Source organism: Acinetobacter silvestris (genome assembly GCF_002135235.1).
Lineage (GTDB): Bacteria > Pseudomonadota > Gammaproteobacteria > Pseudomonadales > Moraxellaceae > Acinetobacter > Acinetobacter silvestris.
In genome coordinates, this window is record NZ_NEGB01000001.1 from 477,443 (window position 1) to 493,066 (window position 15,624).

The 15,624-nt window shown below is 40.7% G+C and carries 15 protein-coding genes; 4 read left to right on the forward strand and 11 right to left on the reverse strand.

The features are described from left to right. Window positions 1–13 precede the first annotated feature (13 nt). From recG to B9T28_RS02350, 3 genes are read left to right on the forward strand one after another with little or no spacing between them, the layout of a single operon-like run. Entirely contained in the window at window positions 14–2,059 is a 2,046-nt protein-coding gene (recG, locus tag B9T28_RS02340) for an ATP-dependent DNA helicase RecG (RefSeq protein ID WP_086202336.1), read from the forward strand. Between the two features lie 17 nt (window positions 2,060–2,076). Beyond that, the gene (locus tag B9T28_RS02345) at window positions 2,077–2,463 is read left to right on the forward strand and encodes a DUF7668 domain-containing protein (protein WP_086202337.1); all 387 of its coding nucleotides are present in this window, start codon (window positions 2,077–2,079) and stop codon (window positions 2,461–2,463) included. Window positions 2,464–2,500: 37 nt separating this feature from the next. Beyond that, window positions 2,501–3,130 carry a ComF family protein gene (locus B9T28_RS02350; RefSeq protein WP_086202559.1) on the forward strand — a complete coding sequence of 210 codons (630 nt, stop codon included), beginning with the start codon at window positions 2,501–2,503 and terminating at the stop codon, window positions 3,128–3,130. A 1-nt stretch (window position 3,131) separates the two neighbouring features. Here B9T28_RS02350 and B9T28_RS02355 read toward each other — a convergent pair whose 3' ends face one another. Beyond that, a complete protein-coding gene (locus tag B9T28_RS02355) occupies window positions 3,132–3,527 on the reverse strand; it encodes an NUDIX hydrolase (RefSeq protein ID WP_086202338.1) in 396 nt (131 codons plus the stop codon). 39 nt (window positions 3,528–3,566) lie between these two features. Beyond that, window positions 3,567–4,166, reverse strand: a complete 600-nt coding sequence (locus B9T28_RS02360) for an LOG family protein (protein ID WP_086202339.1) — start codon at window positions 4,164–4,166, stop codon at window positions 3,567–3,569. A 157-nt stretch (window positions 4,167–4,323) separates the two neighbouring features. Here B9T28_RS02360 and B9T28_RS02365 point away from each other — a divergent pair, with 157 nt between their 5' ends. After that, window positions 4,324–5,337 carry a magnesium and cobalt transport protein CorA gene (locus B9T28_RS02365; RefSeq protein WP_086202340.1) on the forward strand — a complete coding sequence of 338 codons (1,014 nt, stop codon included), beginning with the start codon at window positions 4,324–4,326 and terminating at the stop codon, window positions 5,335–5,337. Between the two features lie 64 nt (window positions 5,338–5,401). Here the strand turns inward: B9T28_RS02365 and B9T28_RS02370 are convergent, their stop codons facing one another. From B9T28_RS02370 to B9T28_RS02410, 9 genes are all read right to left on the reverse strand, one after another. Then, window positions 5,402–5,689 carry an STAS domain-containing protein gene (locus B9T28_RS02370; RefSeq protein ID WP_086202341.1) on the reverse strand — a complete coding sequence of 96 codons (288 nt, stop codon included), beginning with the start codon at window positions 5,687–5,689 and terminating at the stop codon, window positions 5,402–5,404. Between the two features lie 29 nt (window positions 5,690–5,718). Continuing rightward, on the reverse strand, window positions 5,719–6,351 hold the full coding sequence (locus tag B9T28_RS02375) for an MlaC/ttg2D family ABC transporter substrate-binding protein (RefSeq protein ID WP_086202342.1): 633 nt from the start codon (window positions 6,349–6,351) through the stop codon (window positions 5,719–5,721). A gap of 22 nt (window positions 6,352–6,373) precedes the next feature. Beyond that, window positions 6,374–7,051 (reverse strand): outer membrane lipid asymmetry maintenance protein MlaD, encoded by a 678-nt coding sequence (mlaD, locus tag B9T28_RS02380; protein ID WP_086202343.1) that lies wholly within the window; start codon window positions 7,049–7,051, stop codon window positions 6,374–6,376. Continuing rightward, window positions 7,051–7,830 carry a lipid asymmetry maintenance ABC transporter permease subunit MlaE gene (gene mlaE, locus B9T28_RS02385; protein ID WP_086202344.1) on the reverse strand — a complete coding sequence of 260 codons (780 nt, stop codon included), beginning with the start codon at window positions 7,828–7,830 and terminating at the stop codon, window positions 7,051–7,053. The genes mlaD and mlaE overlap by 1 nt, the downstream gene beginning before the upstream one ends. Continuing rightward, entirely contained in the window at window positions 7,827–8,645 is an 819-nt protein-coding gene (locus B9T28_RS02390; protein ID WP_086202345.1) for an ABC transporter ATP-binding protein, read from the reverse strand. Before B9T28_RS02390 ends, mlaE begins: the two co-directional genes overlap by 4 nt. 409 nt (window positions 8,646–9,054) lie before the next feature. Then, window positions 9,055–10,968 carry a DEAD/DEAH box helicase gene (locus tag B9T28_RS02395; protein WP_086202346.1) on the reverse strand — a complete coding sequence of 638 codons (1,914 nt, stop codon included), beginning with the start codon at window positions 10,966–10,968 and terminating at the stop codon, window positions 9,055–9,057. A gap of 784 nt (window positions 10,969–11,752) precedes the next feature. Next, window positions 11,753–12,583 (reverse strand): inositol monophosphatase family protein, encoded by an 831-nt coding sequence (locus tag B9T28_RS02400; RefSeq protein ID WP_086202347.1) that lies wholly within the window; start codon window positions 12,581–12,583, stop codon window positions 11,753–11,755. 121 nt (window positions 12,584–12,704) lie between these two features. Beyond that, window positions 12,705–14,609, reverse strand: a complete 1,905-nt coding sequence (gene dxs, locus B9T28_RS02405) for a 1-deoxy-D-xylulose-5-phosphate synthase (RefSeq protein ID WP_086202348.1) — start codon at window positions 14,607–14,609, stop codon at window positions 12,705–12,707. A 246-nt stretch (window positions 14,610–14,855) separates the two neighbouring features. Next, the gene (locus B9T28_RS02410) at window positions 14,856–15,488 is read right to left on the reverse strand and encodes a helix-turn-helix transcriptional regulator (protein WP_086202349.1); all 633 of its coding nucleotides are present in this window, start codon (window positions 15,486–15,488) and stop codon (window positions 14,856–14,858) included. Window positions 15,489–15,624 lie beyond the last annotated feature (136 nt).

Here is a 15,624-nt window from a genome sequence, read left to right on the forward strand (position 1 = left end):
CAGTTGAGGGCACATGGCATCCGTCCAGCAATTGCACGGGCTTGGAAATGCCGCTGCAACACTACTTGAAAAGTTAAACATTTTCACGACTGACGATTTACTGTTCCATTTACCACGGGACTATGAAGATCGTAGCACGCTTATTCCTATGCACCAATTGGTCGTAGGACGCAGCTATTTGCTTGAAGGAATTGTGAAAGGCGTCGATTTTCCACCGGGAAAACGTAAATCCATGGCTGTACTATTGCAGGATGATTTTGGCAAAGTCACCTTACGTTTTTATCACGTTTATAAAGCACTGACGGATCGCGCCAAGCTTGATCATCGCTTACGTATTTTTGGTGAAGTGCGAGTCGGTGCACGTGGACTAGAATTGTATCATCCTGAAATCCAATTGATTACAACCCACACACCATTGCCTAAAACCCAACTGACGGCTATTTACCCCAGTACTGATGGCTTAACCCAGCCTAAATTACGTGAGTATGTGAAACAGGCACTCAAAACACATAGCGATGATTTACCCGAATTACTACCTGAAAAATTCACCAATGGTTATGCTTTGAAACAAGCATTGGAATATATCCATGAGCCGCCTGTTGATGCGAATATGCTGCAACTCACACAAGGTTCACACCCTGCCCAACAACGATTAATTTTTGAAGAATTAGTCGCACATCAAATCAGTTTACTCACGCGCCGCGCCTTTATTCAGCAAATTGCCGCACCTTCATTCTCACCCAGCCGTGATTTTTCTAAACAACTGTTAGCAGCACTACCGTTTAGTATGACCAATGCACAAAAAAGAGTATCCAAAGAAATCATACAAGATTTAAAGCAGAACAAACCCATGCTGCGTTTAATTCAAGGTGATGTTGGGGCAGGTAAAACCTTAGTTGCAGCTCTTGCTGCGTGTCATGCTTTAGAAGAAGGCTGGCAAGTTGCCATGATGGCACCTACTGAAATCTTAGCAGAACAACATTATCTCAATTTCAAAAAATGGTTTGAACCTTTGGGCGTTCACGTGTCTTGGCTGTCTGGCAAACAAAAAGGTAAAGCCCGTGCCACTGCCGAACAAAGCATTAAAGATGGCACAGCCAAGCTAATTATCGGCACACATGCATTGTTTCAAGACAAAATTGAATTTTCCAAACTTGGCTTAGTGATTATTGATGAACAACATCGTTTTGGGGTTGATCAACGCTTAGCCTTACGCAATAAAGGTATGAATAACACGACCCCACATCAATTGGTTATGACTGCAACACCTATTCCACGAACTTTAGCGATGTCGGCGTATGGTGATTTAGATACCTCCGTGATTGATGAATTACCGCCGGGACGTACGCCAATTCAAACCGTAACCATTCCATTAGATCGTCGTGAAGAAGTGCTCAACCGTATAACTAGCAATTGTGCTGAAGGTAAACAAGCCTATTGGGTTTGTACCTTAGTGGAACAATCGGAAACTTTAGATGCTCAGGCGGCTGAAGCAACCTATCAAGAGATTAGAGAGCGATTTCCACAACTGAATATTGGCTTAGTGCATGGCAAGATGAAAGCTGATGAGAAGCAGGCCGTCATGCAACAATTTAAAGCAAATGAATTACAATTATTAATTGCCACAACGGTGATTGAAGTCGGGGTCGATGTGCCCAATGCATCCATCATGGTGATTGAAAATGCAGAACGCTTAGGGCTTTCCCAGCTACACCAATTACGTGGTCGTGTCGGTCGTGGCGCTAAAGCCAGTTTTTGTGCCTTACTCTATAAAAATCCACTGTCACAAAATGGGCAGGAACGTTTACGTATCATGCGTGAAACCAATGACGGTTTTATCATTGCTGAAAAAGATTTAGAAATTCGTGGCCCAGGGGAGTTACTGGGCACCAAACAAACTGGGGATTTGGGCTTTCGTGTGGCAAAGTTAGAACGCGATGATCACCTCTTAGCACAAGCTCACTATGTTGCAGCACAAGTTTTGCAAGATACGCCTGAAAATGCAGAAGCCTTGCTCAAACGCTGGTTGCCTGAGGCACCGAGATATGCGTATGTTTAAATAATAAGGAAAATGAAGTGATACAAGATATTCCTGTTCCATATGATTCAGCGCTTCAATCTCCAATTCCAACCATTTGGCGAGACACGATTGTTTTAATTGTTGAAGCGTTTAAAGATAAAGATTTTGCTCGTTTGAATACTATTCCTGATGTCCAGTTTATTGACCTAGAATATGCTTTAGAGCTTGCAGAATCTATTGTGAACTATGGCGCTCATCTTATAAGCTTATCTAAAGACGCTTGGGATACATCAGTCTGTCTATATATGCAAAATGATTTTTGGATTGCTATCATTGATCTATTCACTGTCGAAGAAGGTCGCAGTGACTTAATCCTTGATCTTCGTATTTTTAAAAAAGAAAATCAGTTTGAGTTTCAAATTAATGGTATCTATGTACCATAATTTAACCCTTATAAAATCAAAAGAAAAAGAAAACTCTATGCTCCAATTTATTCACCAACTGCTCCACAAAAGCATACAAAGCATTTCCCCTTGCCTACTTTGTAGCATTGATTTACAACAGCAGCACTCCCTCTGCAAGGACTGCTGGAATCAACTTCCTTGGTACAAACAGTCTATTGAACGGCATGAACAACAAATTTTAGTCGCGCATCGCTATACGTTTCCGATGGATCGTATCATTCTAAAATATAAATATGAACAACAACTTCACTATCAAAACGTATTAGCACAAAGTTTATTAAGTCTGAAACTGCCTAAAGTCCAAGCCATCGTTGCGATGCCCATTTCCACTGAACGGCTTCAACAGCGTGGCTATAACCAAATGTTAATCATCGCCAAACTCATGGCAAAACAACTTAATATTCCTGTTTGGCAGCCTGTAGTTCGAACCGCTCAACATTCACAAAAGGGCCTAACCCGACTTGAGCGACTCGAAAATATTGAACATCAATTTCGGCCGATAATCACAGAACAACGTAAATATAGGAAAGTGTTGATTATTGATGACGTCATTACAACTGGAAGCTCCATTCATGCTTTAGCCCAAGCATTGGAAAACTTGGGTTGCCAGCATGTTTATGCAGCATGCATTGCCGCTGCAGAGTAATTCAATACGATAAATTTTGCTTACACCAAGGAATCACAATCTCCTTGGTCAAAGGCGCCAATAAAGTCTGCTGATCATCCAAATCAATCCACTTCATTTCTGCAATTTCAGCATTAATTTGAGGATATTGCGCCAACTCAACCTGATAAACATAACTAATCAATTGATGATTCACTTCATTGGCAGCCAGTGTTTCAAAACGACCAATAAATTGCTGGATTGTCGCCTGACCACCAATCTCCTCATCAATTTCACGCAGCATAGTGTGCTCAGGCAACTCATTTGGCTCTAACTTGCCGCCCACTTGCATAAAGTATTCGGTATTTTGCTTTCTCACCAACAACAATTGATTCTGTTTATTCAAAATCACTGCTGCTGCAACGGTAATAATCTTCATTTACTTTACTATCTTACTCAAAATTAATTTGAACGAAATTTATCTATCCAACTTCACCAAGTCTTCAGGATCTTTCACACCCCATTTCGGTTCAGGCGCTTGATAAACTTCAAATCTCGATAAAATCTCATCGATAGAATCTAAATTCATTAAGACATCGGTAAAACGTGCTTTAGAAAAACCTTTCTGAGTGGTCAATTGAATGAATTTAATCAAATCATCATAAAAACCTTCAATATTTAAAAATGCACATGGTTTTAAATGAATACCCAACTGTGCCCAAGTCCATTGTTCAAAGATTTCCTCTATCGTTCCAGCACCACCCGGCAAAGCAATAAACCCATCCGATAACTCAGACATAATGGTTTTACGTTCATGCATATTTTTAACGATATGCAGTTCAGTCAAATCTGGATGTGCCAATTCACGATCTACCAAACCTTGTGGAATCACCCCAATGACCTGACCACCAGCCTCTAACGCACTGTCCGCAACAATTCCCATTAGGCCAGAACGACCACCACCATAGACTAATGTTTTACCTTGCTTGGCTAAAGTTTCACCCGTTAAGCGTGCTGTTTGTGCAAAGATTGTATCTGTGCCTAAAGCTGAGCCACAAAAAATAGCAATAGATTTCATATACCTTCGACCTTGTTGTGATTCTGTCATGCTGTAAAAGTAAACTATATGAGAGAAATTTAAAAAAATAAGCAATGCAAACAGTGTTTTTCATTGCATCCTTGTCTAAAATACACCCATCAATTGAACACAGACTGCGTAAAGGAGAAAAGACACAATGCTTGAAGCCTTTTACGCCACAGAGCGCGGCAGTTTAGAAGATGCCACTATTAATGGAGGATTTGATCTACATCCAGAGTTGGTGTGGGTCGATCTCATTGCTCCATCACAAGAAGAACAAGAATGGGTACTCGATGCCTATGAGCAAAACCTCCCTACACTCAAATCACTAGAAGACATCTCCTCATCTGCGCGATTTTATCGTGATGATGATGGTATTTTACATATCAGCACGTATTTTTTAACTAAAAATAAAAATTATCAAGTCGAAGATGATCCTGAAGACTCTTCCAATATGCTTGCTACAGTACAGACTGTGGCCTTTATTTTACATAAAGATCGTCTATTTACCTTACGTGGTGAAAAGCTCGTTGCATTCCGCGCATTTCGCGCACGTGCCCGTCGCAATGACTATGAAATCGATTACAAAGACCCCACTTGGATTTTATTGGGTCTGCTTGAAGCAAAGTTAGATGAGCTTGCGGATATCTTAGAAGATATCCACAAAGACTTAGAAAGTTATTCAACTGAAGTACTGAATGTACGTCATCGGGAACAGATTCTTGATCTAGATGATATGATTACTCGCCTTGCTCAAAAAGAAGATATGCTCGGAAAAGCACAGCTCTGTTTAATTGATTTACGTCGTGTGCTGACCTTTTTATCACGACCACGCGCCTTAGGCAGTCATATCTATGATGCTGATATTCGAGAACTGAGTGAGGATGTACGCTCTCTGGTCGAACATGATGCCTTTTTATTCCAAAAAGTGAGATTCTTACTCGATACCACCTCAGGCTTCATTAATACTGAACAGAACGATACGATTCGTCGCTTCTCGATTTTACCCAGTATGCTTGCTCCCCCAATGCTGATTGCCAGTATTTATGGAATGAATACCGAAGTCCTACCTTTTGCCCATGGCCCTAAGAGTTTTATAGCAGTGATTGCCATTCTAATTTTATTCTTTGTCGGACCACTCATCTACTTTAGATGGAAAAAATGGATTTAAGTGTGGTGATGTTTTAACACGCATAAAAAAAGCACCAATAGGTGCTTTTTTTATGTTCTTGAGATTAAATCAGTTGTAAATCATTTTCTAGGTGACAAGATTGAATGATTTTCATCATTTTCTCAGGTACAGCCTTAAACTGTAACCCTTGTGCATCAGGTGTTTGACGCAGCCATTGCACCAATACAGCCAACGTAAGAGTACTGCCTTGTTCTAGCTTAGATAAATTTACAGTTAAAGGAAAAGCTTGTTCATTCTGAATAACTTTCAAACCATTTAAATAATAGTTTTCAGCATTATCAAAAGTGATTTTCCCAATCACATGCAACTCCTGATTTTTAAATTCAATCACTTACAGATTCCTATCTCAATGATCCAAACTTACTTTTTATTTACAGCAGCATCTGCATCTGGTTTGAAAGTCGCGATTGCTTTATCAATATCACCACCATTACGCTGTACATTGGCTGCAAACTGATTACGGAATTGCAAACCTAAATCAATACCAGAAACATTAATGTTGCGAATTTTCCACTGCGTACCATGGTCAGCCAACTGGAAAGACACCGGTATTTTGTCACCTTTATTATTAAAATCGAGTGACACGACTGGATTCTTACTCGTCGTCGCTTTATAAGGACGCATGGTATATGACTGATTGCTATATTTTGCGAAAGCCGTCCCATAATTTTCAATCAAAGTATTACGGAAATTTTGTTCAAACTGAGCACGTTGTGCAGCTGTACTATTTTGATTCGTTGCATAAGTGCCCATCACAATACGCGTAAATGCTTGACCATCGACAAATGGGTCAAGATTTTGACGAATAATGGCTTTCACAGCAGCAGGATTATTTTGTAACTTACCCTGATCGGCTTTTAAACGCGTAATCAAACCATCAGCAACACGCTTTACAAAAACAGGTGGTGCTTCAGCTGGTACTGCAAATGCAGTTCCTGTCAACATTGTTGCCAATACACTTGCTGTTAGGGTTTGTTTTAATAACATATTCACTTTTCAACATCTCCTCTAATACTTATTCGACAAATGACGTTTGGGCATCGCTAACTTCTGTAGAAGCTGCGGCATCTTTAGGTGCTGATGCACCAGCAGCTGATTTTCCAGTACCACCCGTAATAAATTTCGAAATCAAATCTTCAAGATCCATTGTACCTTGGGTATTGGTAATGCTTTCACCACGTTTGACATAATTGAGTCCACCACCTGGCACGACTTTCAAATATTTTTCGCCCAAAAGACCATTTGTTGCTACCATTATGTAAGCATCTTCATCAATACTCGTAATGGATTTCATGTTGCTAATTAGTTTCTGTTCCATTGCTTTTTGTTCAGCAGGTGCCGCGGCTTGGTAATCTGCACTATAGCGCAACTCTTCCAAAGCATTACGTTCCACTTCTTGTAACTGTTTGGCATTAAAGCTAGTCAATTGACCATCTAAATCAAATTTTACAGTCGCAAGACGTGACACAGGGTCTAATGTAATAGAATCCACTCGACCAATGGTGACACCACTCATGGTAACCTTCGCACGAGGCTTTAAACCATTCACATTGTCAAATGATGCCGTCATGCTATAACTATCTTTTAAATTTGTGCCTACTAAACCACTCACCTTCATTGCCAAGAAAAACAAAGCAACACCAAAGATAATGACAAAAATACCAACGGCCAGCTCACTAGTACGTGATTTCATTAAACCCCTCCGAACATGACCGCAGTCAACACAAAATCAAAACCTAAAACACAAAGTGATGAATATACAACGGTACGCGTAGTAGACGTTGCGATACCTTCAGATGTTGGCTCACAAGCATAACCTTGATAGACCGCAATCCAAGTACAAACTACAGCAAAAACAACACTTTTAATAATTGTGCCATTCACGATATCTTTTCCAAACTGTACGCTACTTTGCATACCACTCCAAAAAGATCCCTCATCCACACCTAAGAAATCAACGCCCACCATTTTACCGCCCATAATTCCGACAGCAGCAAAAATGACAGATAACATGGGTAAACTGACGATACCCGCCCATAAGCGCGGTGAAACAATACGTTTCAAGGGGTCAACACCAATCATTTCCATACTTGATAATTGCTCAGTCGCTTTCATCAAACCAATTTCAGCAGTTAATGCAGACCCTGCACGACCTGCAAAAAGCAATGCAGCAACTACAGGTGCGAGTTCACGAACCAAAGTCAGTGAAACCATGGTCCCTAACATCGACTCCGAACCAACATTGATCAAGATCGAATAACCTTGTAATCCAATGACGAGACCTATAAACAATCCAGAAACAGCAATAATCAATAGTGATAAAACACCAACACGATACATCTGATAAATGAAAAGTCTTACACCTAACAACGTCGGCAGAGATAAAATAATTTGTAGCAACATCATTGTTGCAACACCAATGCCTTGAACACGCTCAATGACACGTCTACCTAATAAGGCAATTGCATTCATGAACGCACCTCATTATTCAAATAGGCTTGATGGCTAAATTGATAATCAACCGGTCCTTCAATCGAACCGGTTAAAAATTGTCTGACAAAGGGTGATGTATGCGCACGAAGTTCATCGGGCGTACCTTCGCCTTGCACTTTTCCTTCCGCAACCACGTAAATATAATCTGCAATCGAGAGCGTTTCAGAAACATCGTGCGAAACAATAATAGACGTTAGATCCAATGCATCACGCAATGATCGAATCAAACGTGTCAACACTCCCATTACAATGGGATCCTGTCCTGCAAAAGGCTCATCGTACATAATTAATTCGGGGTCAAGTGCAATCGCACGTGCCAATGCAACGCGGCGGTTCATCCCCCCCGACAACTCAGCAGGCATTAATTGCTCTGCACCACGCAAACCCACAGATTCTAATTTTAAGGCAACTAACTCTGAGATCAAATTCTCGGTTAGTTTGGTATGTGCACGAATCGGAAATGCGACATTTTCATATACTGTCATATCCGTGAATAATGCACCACTTTGAAATAACATTCCCATACGCGCACGCGCAGAAAATAACTCTGCCCGCGACATATTCGCAATATTAATACCATCCAGTAAAATTTGCCCTTGATCAGGGAGCAATTGCCCTCCGATTAACCGCAGCAAGGTAGTTTTGCCTGTCCCTGAAGGACCCATGATTGCGGTAATTTGGCCACGACGTATTTTTAGATTTACATTATCATAAATGACACGTTCACCACGGTTAAAGCTTAAATTTTTGACTTCAATTAAAGCCTGACCTTCGGGAAGCGTTTGATTACTCATAACTGAACAGTTCCTGCATTTTACAGCCCGCTTACTATACTCTCAACAGACGGCAATTTGTTGTTATCAATTGATAATAAGGTTTTAAGCTATTGTATCATTTCTAGGCAGAAATCTGATTCTATTGTTTTTATAATTATATAATTTTTATACAAATATTTGTAGGGTATTAAGAAAGAACGCTATAGATAAAATAAAATATATTCGATAAAAGCAAAAAGGAAAAAATATAGAACATAACAACTCCAGCACTGGCATCACCATATATTTGTGGCATTTTTATTGTCCATATTGTCTGTTTGTTAAAAAAATTTGACCAACTTCTCATTTTTTTATTCTATCAGATTTTTTTGACCTTGCAATAAAAAACCAGTCCTAAGACTGGTTTTTTATGGGATGAAGCAAATACTTAGTCGTTAAATTTACGACGTGGGCGATCTTCACCACCGAAAGCTGGACGCTCGCCACGTGGTTTATCATCAAAACTACGACGTGGGCGATCTTCACTGAAGCTACGTTGTGGACGATCACCGAAACCGCCTTCACGACGTGGAGCTGGACGATCACCAAAATCACGACGTGGAGCTGGACGATCACCACTTGCTTTATAGTCTACACGGTTACCACGGTTATCATCTGCAGAACGCGGTTTGTCACCAAAGCTACGTTGTGGACGATCACCGAAACCACCTTCACGACGTGGCGCTGGACGATCACCGAAATCACGTTTAGGACGGTCATCAAACGAACGTTGTGGACGGTCACCAAAACCACCTTCACGACGTGGCGCTGGACGATCACCGAAGTCACGTTTAGGACGATCATCAAACGAACGTTGTGGACGGTCACCAAAACCACCTTCACGACGTGGCGCTGGACGATCACCAAAATCACGCTTAGGACGATCATCACCGCCAGCATAAGCTGGACGCTCAGTACGAGGCTTGTCATCATAGCTACGACGTGGACGATCTTCACCACCTTCACGACGTTTGAAGCTACTTTCGCCTTCAAAACGACTACGACCACCGCTATCACGACCACCAAAACCGCCACGACCGCCATCACGACCACGACCGCCGCCATCACGACCGCCACGACCACCATCACGACCACGACCGCCGCCATCACGACTACCGCGTGCAGGAGGTGGAGATGGCTCAAGACCTTCAATTTCAGAAACGTTCAAACGCGCTTCTAAATAATCTTCTAATGCACGAATCTTGCCGCGTTCACGGTAAGTTGCAAGTGTAATAGCTTTACCAGTACGACCTGCACGACCTGTACGACCAATACGGTGTACATAATCTTCGTGTTTCATTGGTAAACCGAAGTTAATTACGTGTGAAATTGTTGGTACGTCAAGACCACGAGCAGCAACGTCTGTTGCAACTAGGATTTTTGCACGACCTTCACGAATACTACGTAAACGACGGTTACGAACAGTCTGTGGCATAGCACCATGAAGTGCTACAACTGAAAGACCTGCTTCTGCAAGTTCTTCAGCAAGCATATCTGTATCTTCTTGAGTAGAAGCAAAGACAACTGCTTGATCTACATCATCAGCACTTAACCAATGTGTAAGCAATTTTTTCTTATGCTCAAAACCATCAGTCCAATGAAGCGTCTGGGTAATATCAGTATTAGTCGAATGACCTGTTTCAATTGCAATACGCACTGGATCATTCATCATGCGTGAAGCAAGACTAATAATACGTGGAGCAAATGTTGCAGAGAACATTAATGTTTGTTTACGATTTAAAGCTAATTCACTAATTGCTTCTAGGTCATCTGAGAAACCTAGATCAAGCATACGGTCAGCTTCATCGACAATTAACGCATCAACTAAATCTAATTTAATTTGACGACGGTTTACAAGATCAAGTAAACGACCTGGAGTCGCCACAACAACTTGTGCACCTTTTAACTGTTGGATTTGTTTACCAAAAGGCATACCACCCATGATCGCAGCAACACGAACGCCTTTCATATGACGTACTAATGCGATTGCATCTTGACATACTTGTTGCGCAAGTTCACGAGTCGGTGAAATTACTAAAATATTTGGCTGTGTAACAGCTTTCATACGGTCTTTAAATGGTACTAGACCATCTTCACCAGCTGCAGCTAAAGCATTTAACGTTGGGAGTAAGAACGCAGCAGTTTTACCAGAACCTGTTTGGCTTGAAACTAGAAGGTCTTTACCTTCTAAAGCAGCAGGAATTGCTTGTTCTTGTACTGCTGTAGGTGCAGTAAAACCTAGGCTTTCAAGGGCCTTTTGAAGAGATTCGTCTAATGAAAAGTCAGCAAAAGTTTTGCTCATAGAGGCATTCACCCTAATGTGGGTGCTCCATTTAATAATATAGTCTAATGGACATCGGCAAAAAGCGGCACAGCAATAATCGCTGAAGAAATAAAGATCAGCGGCGATCCGAGTAACGACGATGTGGATTTAACGCACACATGATTACAGCCGCAACCTGAAAGAATCGTTTAAACGATTGAGTGGGGCGCGAAATATCGTCCTCTCTTTGGACCGGACGCGCATACACAATGATAAGAAGAGATGTTCAGGTAATGAACGGAATTTAAGTGCGTGAGCAAAGTATAGCAGATTTTTTAATAATGTCACCAAGTTTTATTGTTTTTTCCTGTGTTGTGGCTTATTTTTTATACAATGACATGTTTTTAAAGCATTTAAAATTTAAATTTTCGAATACTTTTTTATACGTTGTTCCATCCACGATGGCATAATCAAGAATAGTTGCAACTGACTGGCTCTATACACAAATCACCATTCATTTACTCAACAAGTTCGATATCCTCATATTCAGAAAGAATAATCACCCCTCCCTCCTAAGCTTCTAAATAAAATTTCTACATATGACATCTTTTATAGAATTGCTTAAGTCCTATCTACGTTAATGAACTCTTAATTTAATAAAATCCTAGTCCATATCTATTTTATGCTAAATCAAAAAATGAATTACCGCCCGCAAACTAAAATATATTTTAAAAATATTATAAATGAAGTTTTTTTCTTATTTTTAAATTTCGGGTATAAAAAAGCTCTCACAATTTGGAGAGCTTTTTTAATTGCGAGCTACTTATTTAGCAGCATCACCCCATGCAGGAACAACAGCTTGCATAAGTGGTTTAAGCAATTTCATTGAACATGCAATGACTTGGCCATTTTCCATAGAATCTGAACCACCACGTGCGTCCACAACAGTACCGCCTGCTTCTTTCACGATTAACTCACCCGCAGCGATATCCCACGGCTTTAAGCCTAATTCGAAATAACCATCAAATCGACCTGCAGCTACATAAGCTAAATCTAATGCAGCAGAACCCGTACGACGGTATTGAGCACCGGCTTCAGTGACTTTTAACAATGATTCAAAATGATTTTTTGCATAAGAAACAATTTCACCGTTACGTTTCACACGGTAAGCATGACCCACAGAAAGGAAGGTGTTTTCTAAGCTATCTTTTGCATTTACGCGAATACGGCGTTGGTTCAACATAGCACCACGACCACGACTTGCTGAGAACAGTTCATCTTTTACTGGGTCATAAATGACACCGTGTTGCGTGATACCTTTATGTTTCACTGCAATAGAAATACAGAAATGTGGAACACCGTTAATAAAGTTTAACGTTCCATCTAGCGGATCAATCACCCAACACCAATCAGCATCATGGCCTTGACCTTCTTGTAAACCAAACTCTTCGCCAAGAAAGCTGTGGTTTTTATAACTTTTGCGTAATGTCGCAATCGTTAATTCTTCTAAATAACGATCAACACGCGTAACAGGACCATCAATACCTTTTTCTTCGACTTGTAGATCGAGTTTATGACGATTTTGATGTGCCTTTAAAAGCTCTTGACCAACTAACTGAGCCGCACGCGCAGCCATCACCACCATAGGTTCCATTGAACACCCACTACAAATTTGAAAGAAACTGATAAAGAATAATGCATAAAAGCGCCCGCATTTTAACAAATGTAAGCGCTTTTAGGGGAAAAAATGTTGCTAAAGTTTTAAGAGACTGTATTTATGCAGTTTGCAGCAGCTTTAACCAGACTTTTTCGATTGAATGTTGGATACCTTCAGCATCTAATCCACTCTCTTGCAGCATTTGTTCATGACTCGCCTGCGCCATAAAATTATCAGCAAGACCTAGATTTAAGATTGGTTTTAAAATTTGGGCATGTGCCAGATATTCATTTACTGCACTACCAGCACCTGCCATGACCGCATGTTCTTCTACCGTTACAAATAAGCTTGTATGTTCCGCCAATTCAGAAAGTATTTTTTCATCTAATGGTTTAACAAAACGCATATTCACAACTTTTACTGCAACATCATGCTTCTGGGCCAGATTTTCAGCAGCAACAATAGCAACACCAACGCGACTACCAAAAGCCAGAAGGCTAATATGCTCTTCATACTGCTCGTTAAAACTTGCCACAATTTCAGCTTTACCCATTGGTATTTCGGTTAATTGCGCTTGAATCTCAACACCCAAACCCACACCACGTGGATAACGTACAGCAGCAGGCCCATTGTATAAATATGCAGTATGCAACATTTGACGACATTCATTTTCGTCTTTCGGTGCCATAATCACCATATTTGGTACAGTACGCATATAAGCATAGTCATAAGCGCCTGCATGCGTTGGGCCATCCTCACCCACTAAGCCGGCACGATCAATACCAAAAGTTACATCTAAATTCTGTAAAGCCACATCATGAATCAGCTGATCATAGCCACGCTGTAAAAAGGTTGAATAAATAGCAACCACGGGTTTTAAACCTTCACATGCCATACCTGCTGCCAAAGTCACCGCATGTTGCTCGGCAATGGCGACATCAAAATAACGCTCAGGATAGTCTTGAGCAAACTCAACCATACCAGAGCCTTCACACATTGCAGGTGTAATGGCCACTAAACGTGAATCTTGCGCAGCTTCATCACACAACCATTGTCCAAATACATCTGAGTATTTAGGTGCTTTGGCACTTGAAGCCTTTGCGCTGATTTTACTTATAGCATGGTATTTAATCTGCTCAGCTTCTGCTGGTGCAAACCCTTTACCTTTTTTCGTATAAATATGGATTAAACGTGGCCCTTTACGTTTTTTTAAGGCATTAAATACTTGCACTAATTGTTCAACATCATGACCATCAAACGGCCCAAAATAATCAAAACCAATGGCTTTAAACAAATTATCAGCAGCATCTGTAGCCGATGCATGTAAACGAGAGTTATAACCCCATTCTGGATGATCTTGAATAAAGGCCTCACCCTGCTCGTCAATATTGACGAACTGCCCTTGCTCCCAAATGGCAGCCAAGTGTTTGGCAAAACCCCCAGTACTACATGAAATTGACATATCATTGTCATTTAATACCACAATTAAATCTGCATCATGGGCAACGGCATCATTCATCGCTTCAAACGCCATACCTGCCGTCATCGCACCATCACCGACAATGGCGACAACATCTCGGTCTTGCTTTTGGTAACGACTCGCAAGTGCCATTCCTAAGCCGGCAGAAATAGCCGTAGATGAATGACCTACCCCAAAGGTATCAAATTCAGATTCTTCACGTGTAGGAAAGGCAGCCAAACCATCTTTAGCCCGAATCGTGGTCAGTTGTTCACGGCGACCTGTCAGAACTTTATGGGGATAAGCTTGATGGCCCACATCCCAAACCAAACGATCCTGTGGGGTATTAAAACTAAAATGTAGTGCAACGGTGAGTTCAATCACTCCCAAGTTAGCACCAAAATGCCCGCCACTTTGGCCAGCAGCATACAAAATATATTGACGTAACTCATCTGCCACTTGTGCCAATTGGCTTTGCTCGAGCTGACGCAAATGTTGTGGAGCATTAATCTCGTCTAACAATGGCGTAACAGGGCGTAGAGTGGGTATTTCTGTATACAACATACGTGGCAGAGCCTTTTTAAGCCTGGCAAATCCGAAGCTGGGTTAATATAGGGGCAATCATACAATTAAATATGATTTACCTTCAAATCAGCCGCATATGCGAATTGTGCTGAATCTTCGTGAGTAAGGGAGATTATCCTGAATTATCTTACTGTTTATCAACTATTATTGTGTTGTTTCTATAAAAAAGAAAAAGTTCCTATATAAAAATAAATCTATATTGCGTAAAAAGCGATGTTTTCCAGATTATTTTTGCATGTCTGAAAAACAAAATCGGCACACTGGGTCGCCTTTTTGCATACACTTTTCATGCGTCACTTTACTTTCGGTTAACTCTGAAAGTAAAGCCAAATCAAATTGGCAGACTTGCGGATACTCACGCGCTAAGTCATGGTATACACAATTGTTCGCTTCAATGGCAGGCAGAGCCTCTGTTTCGACCAGGGCAGCATCATAAGCTAAAGTGTTCATAATATTGACCGTTTTAATTAAACGAATCGGTAATCGTTCATTGAGCATTTGAGCTTTAAAATCCTGCGCTACATACATACCCAGTTGATTCAACCATGTTGATAAACCATGTTCACCCTTTTCAGCCAAGGCGGCACTCAATAAAAACTTTGAAAATAATGCATATTGTTTTGGAAATAGATCAAAACCTTTACTTGAAAGTTGATAAAACTGACTAGGACGCCCCCCAGATGCTTGTATTTGCCCTTTTTGTATAAAACCTTGGGTTTCCAATGCAAAAATATGCTGCCGAATAGCTGTTCGGGTAATTTCCAATAACTCCACCAATAACCCCATACTTAAACCAGAAGGATGTACATGCAAAGCGTGTAAAAGGTTTTGCTGAGTTTGCCCAAGTGTTTTGATCATGCCGAACTTATTCCTATCAACAACAACATTTATTTTTTATTTAAAATTCAGACACACTAAAAACAATGCCTATCAATGAGAGTATGCCCTTCATAATACAAAAGCAACTTATACAAGTTTTAACATATAAATATTT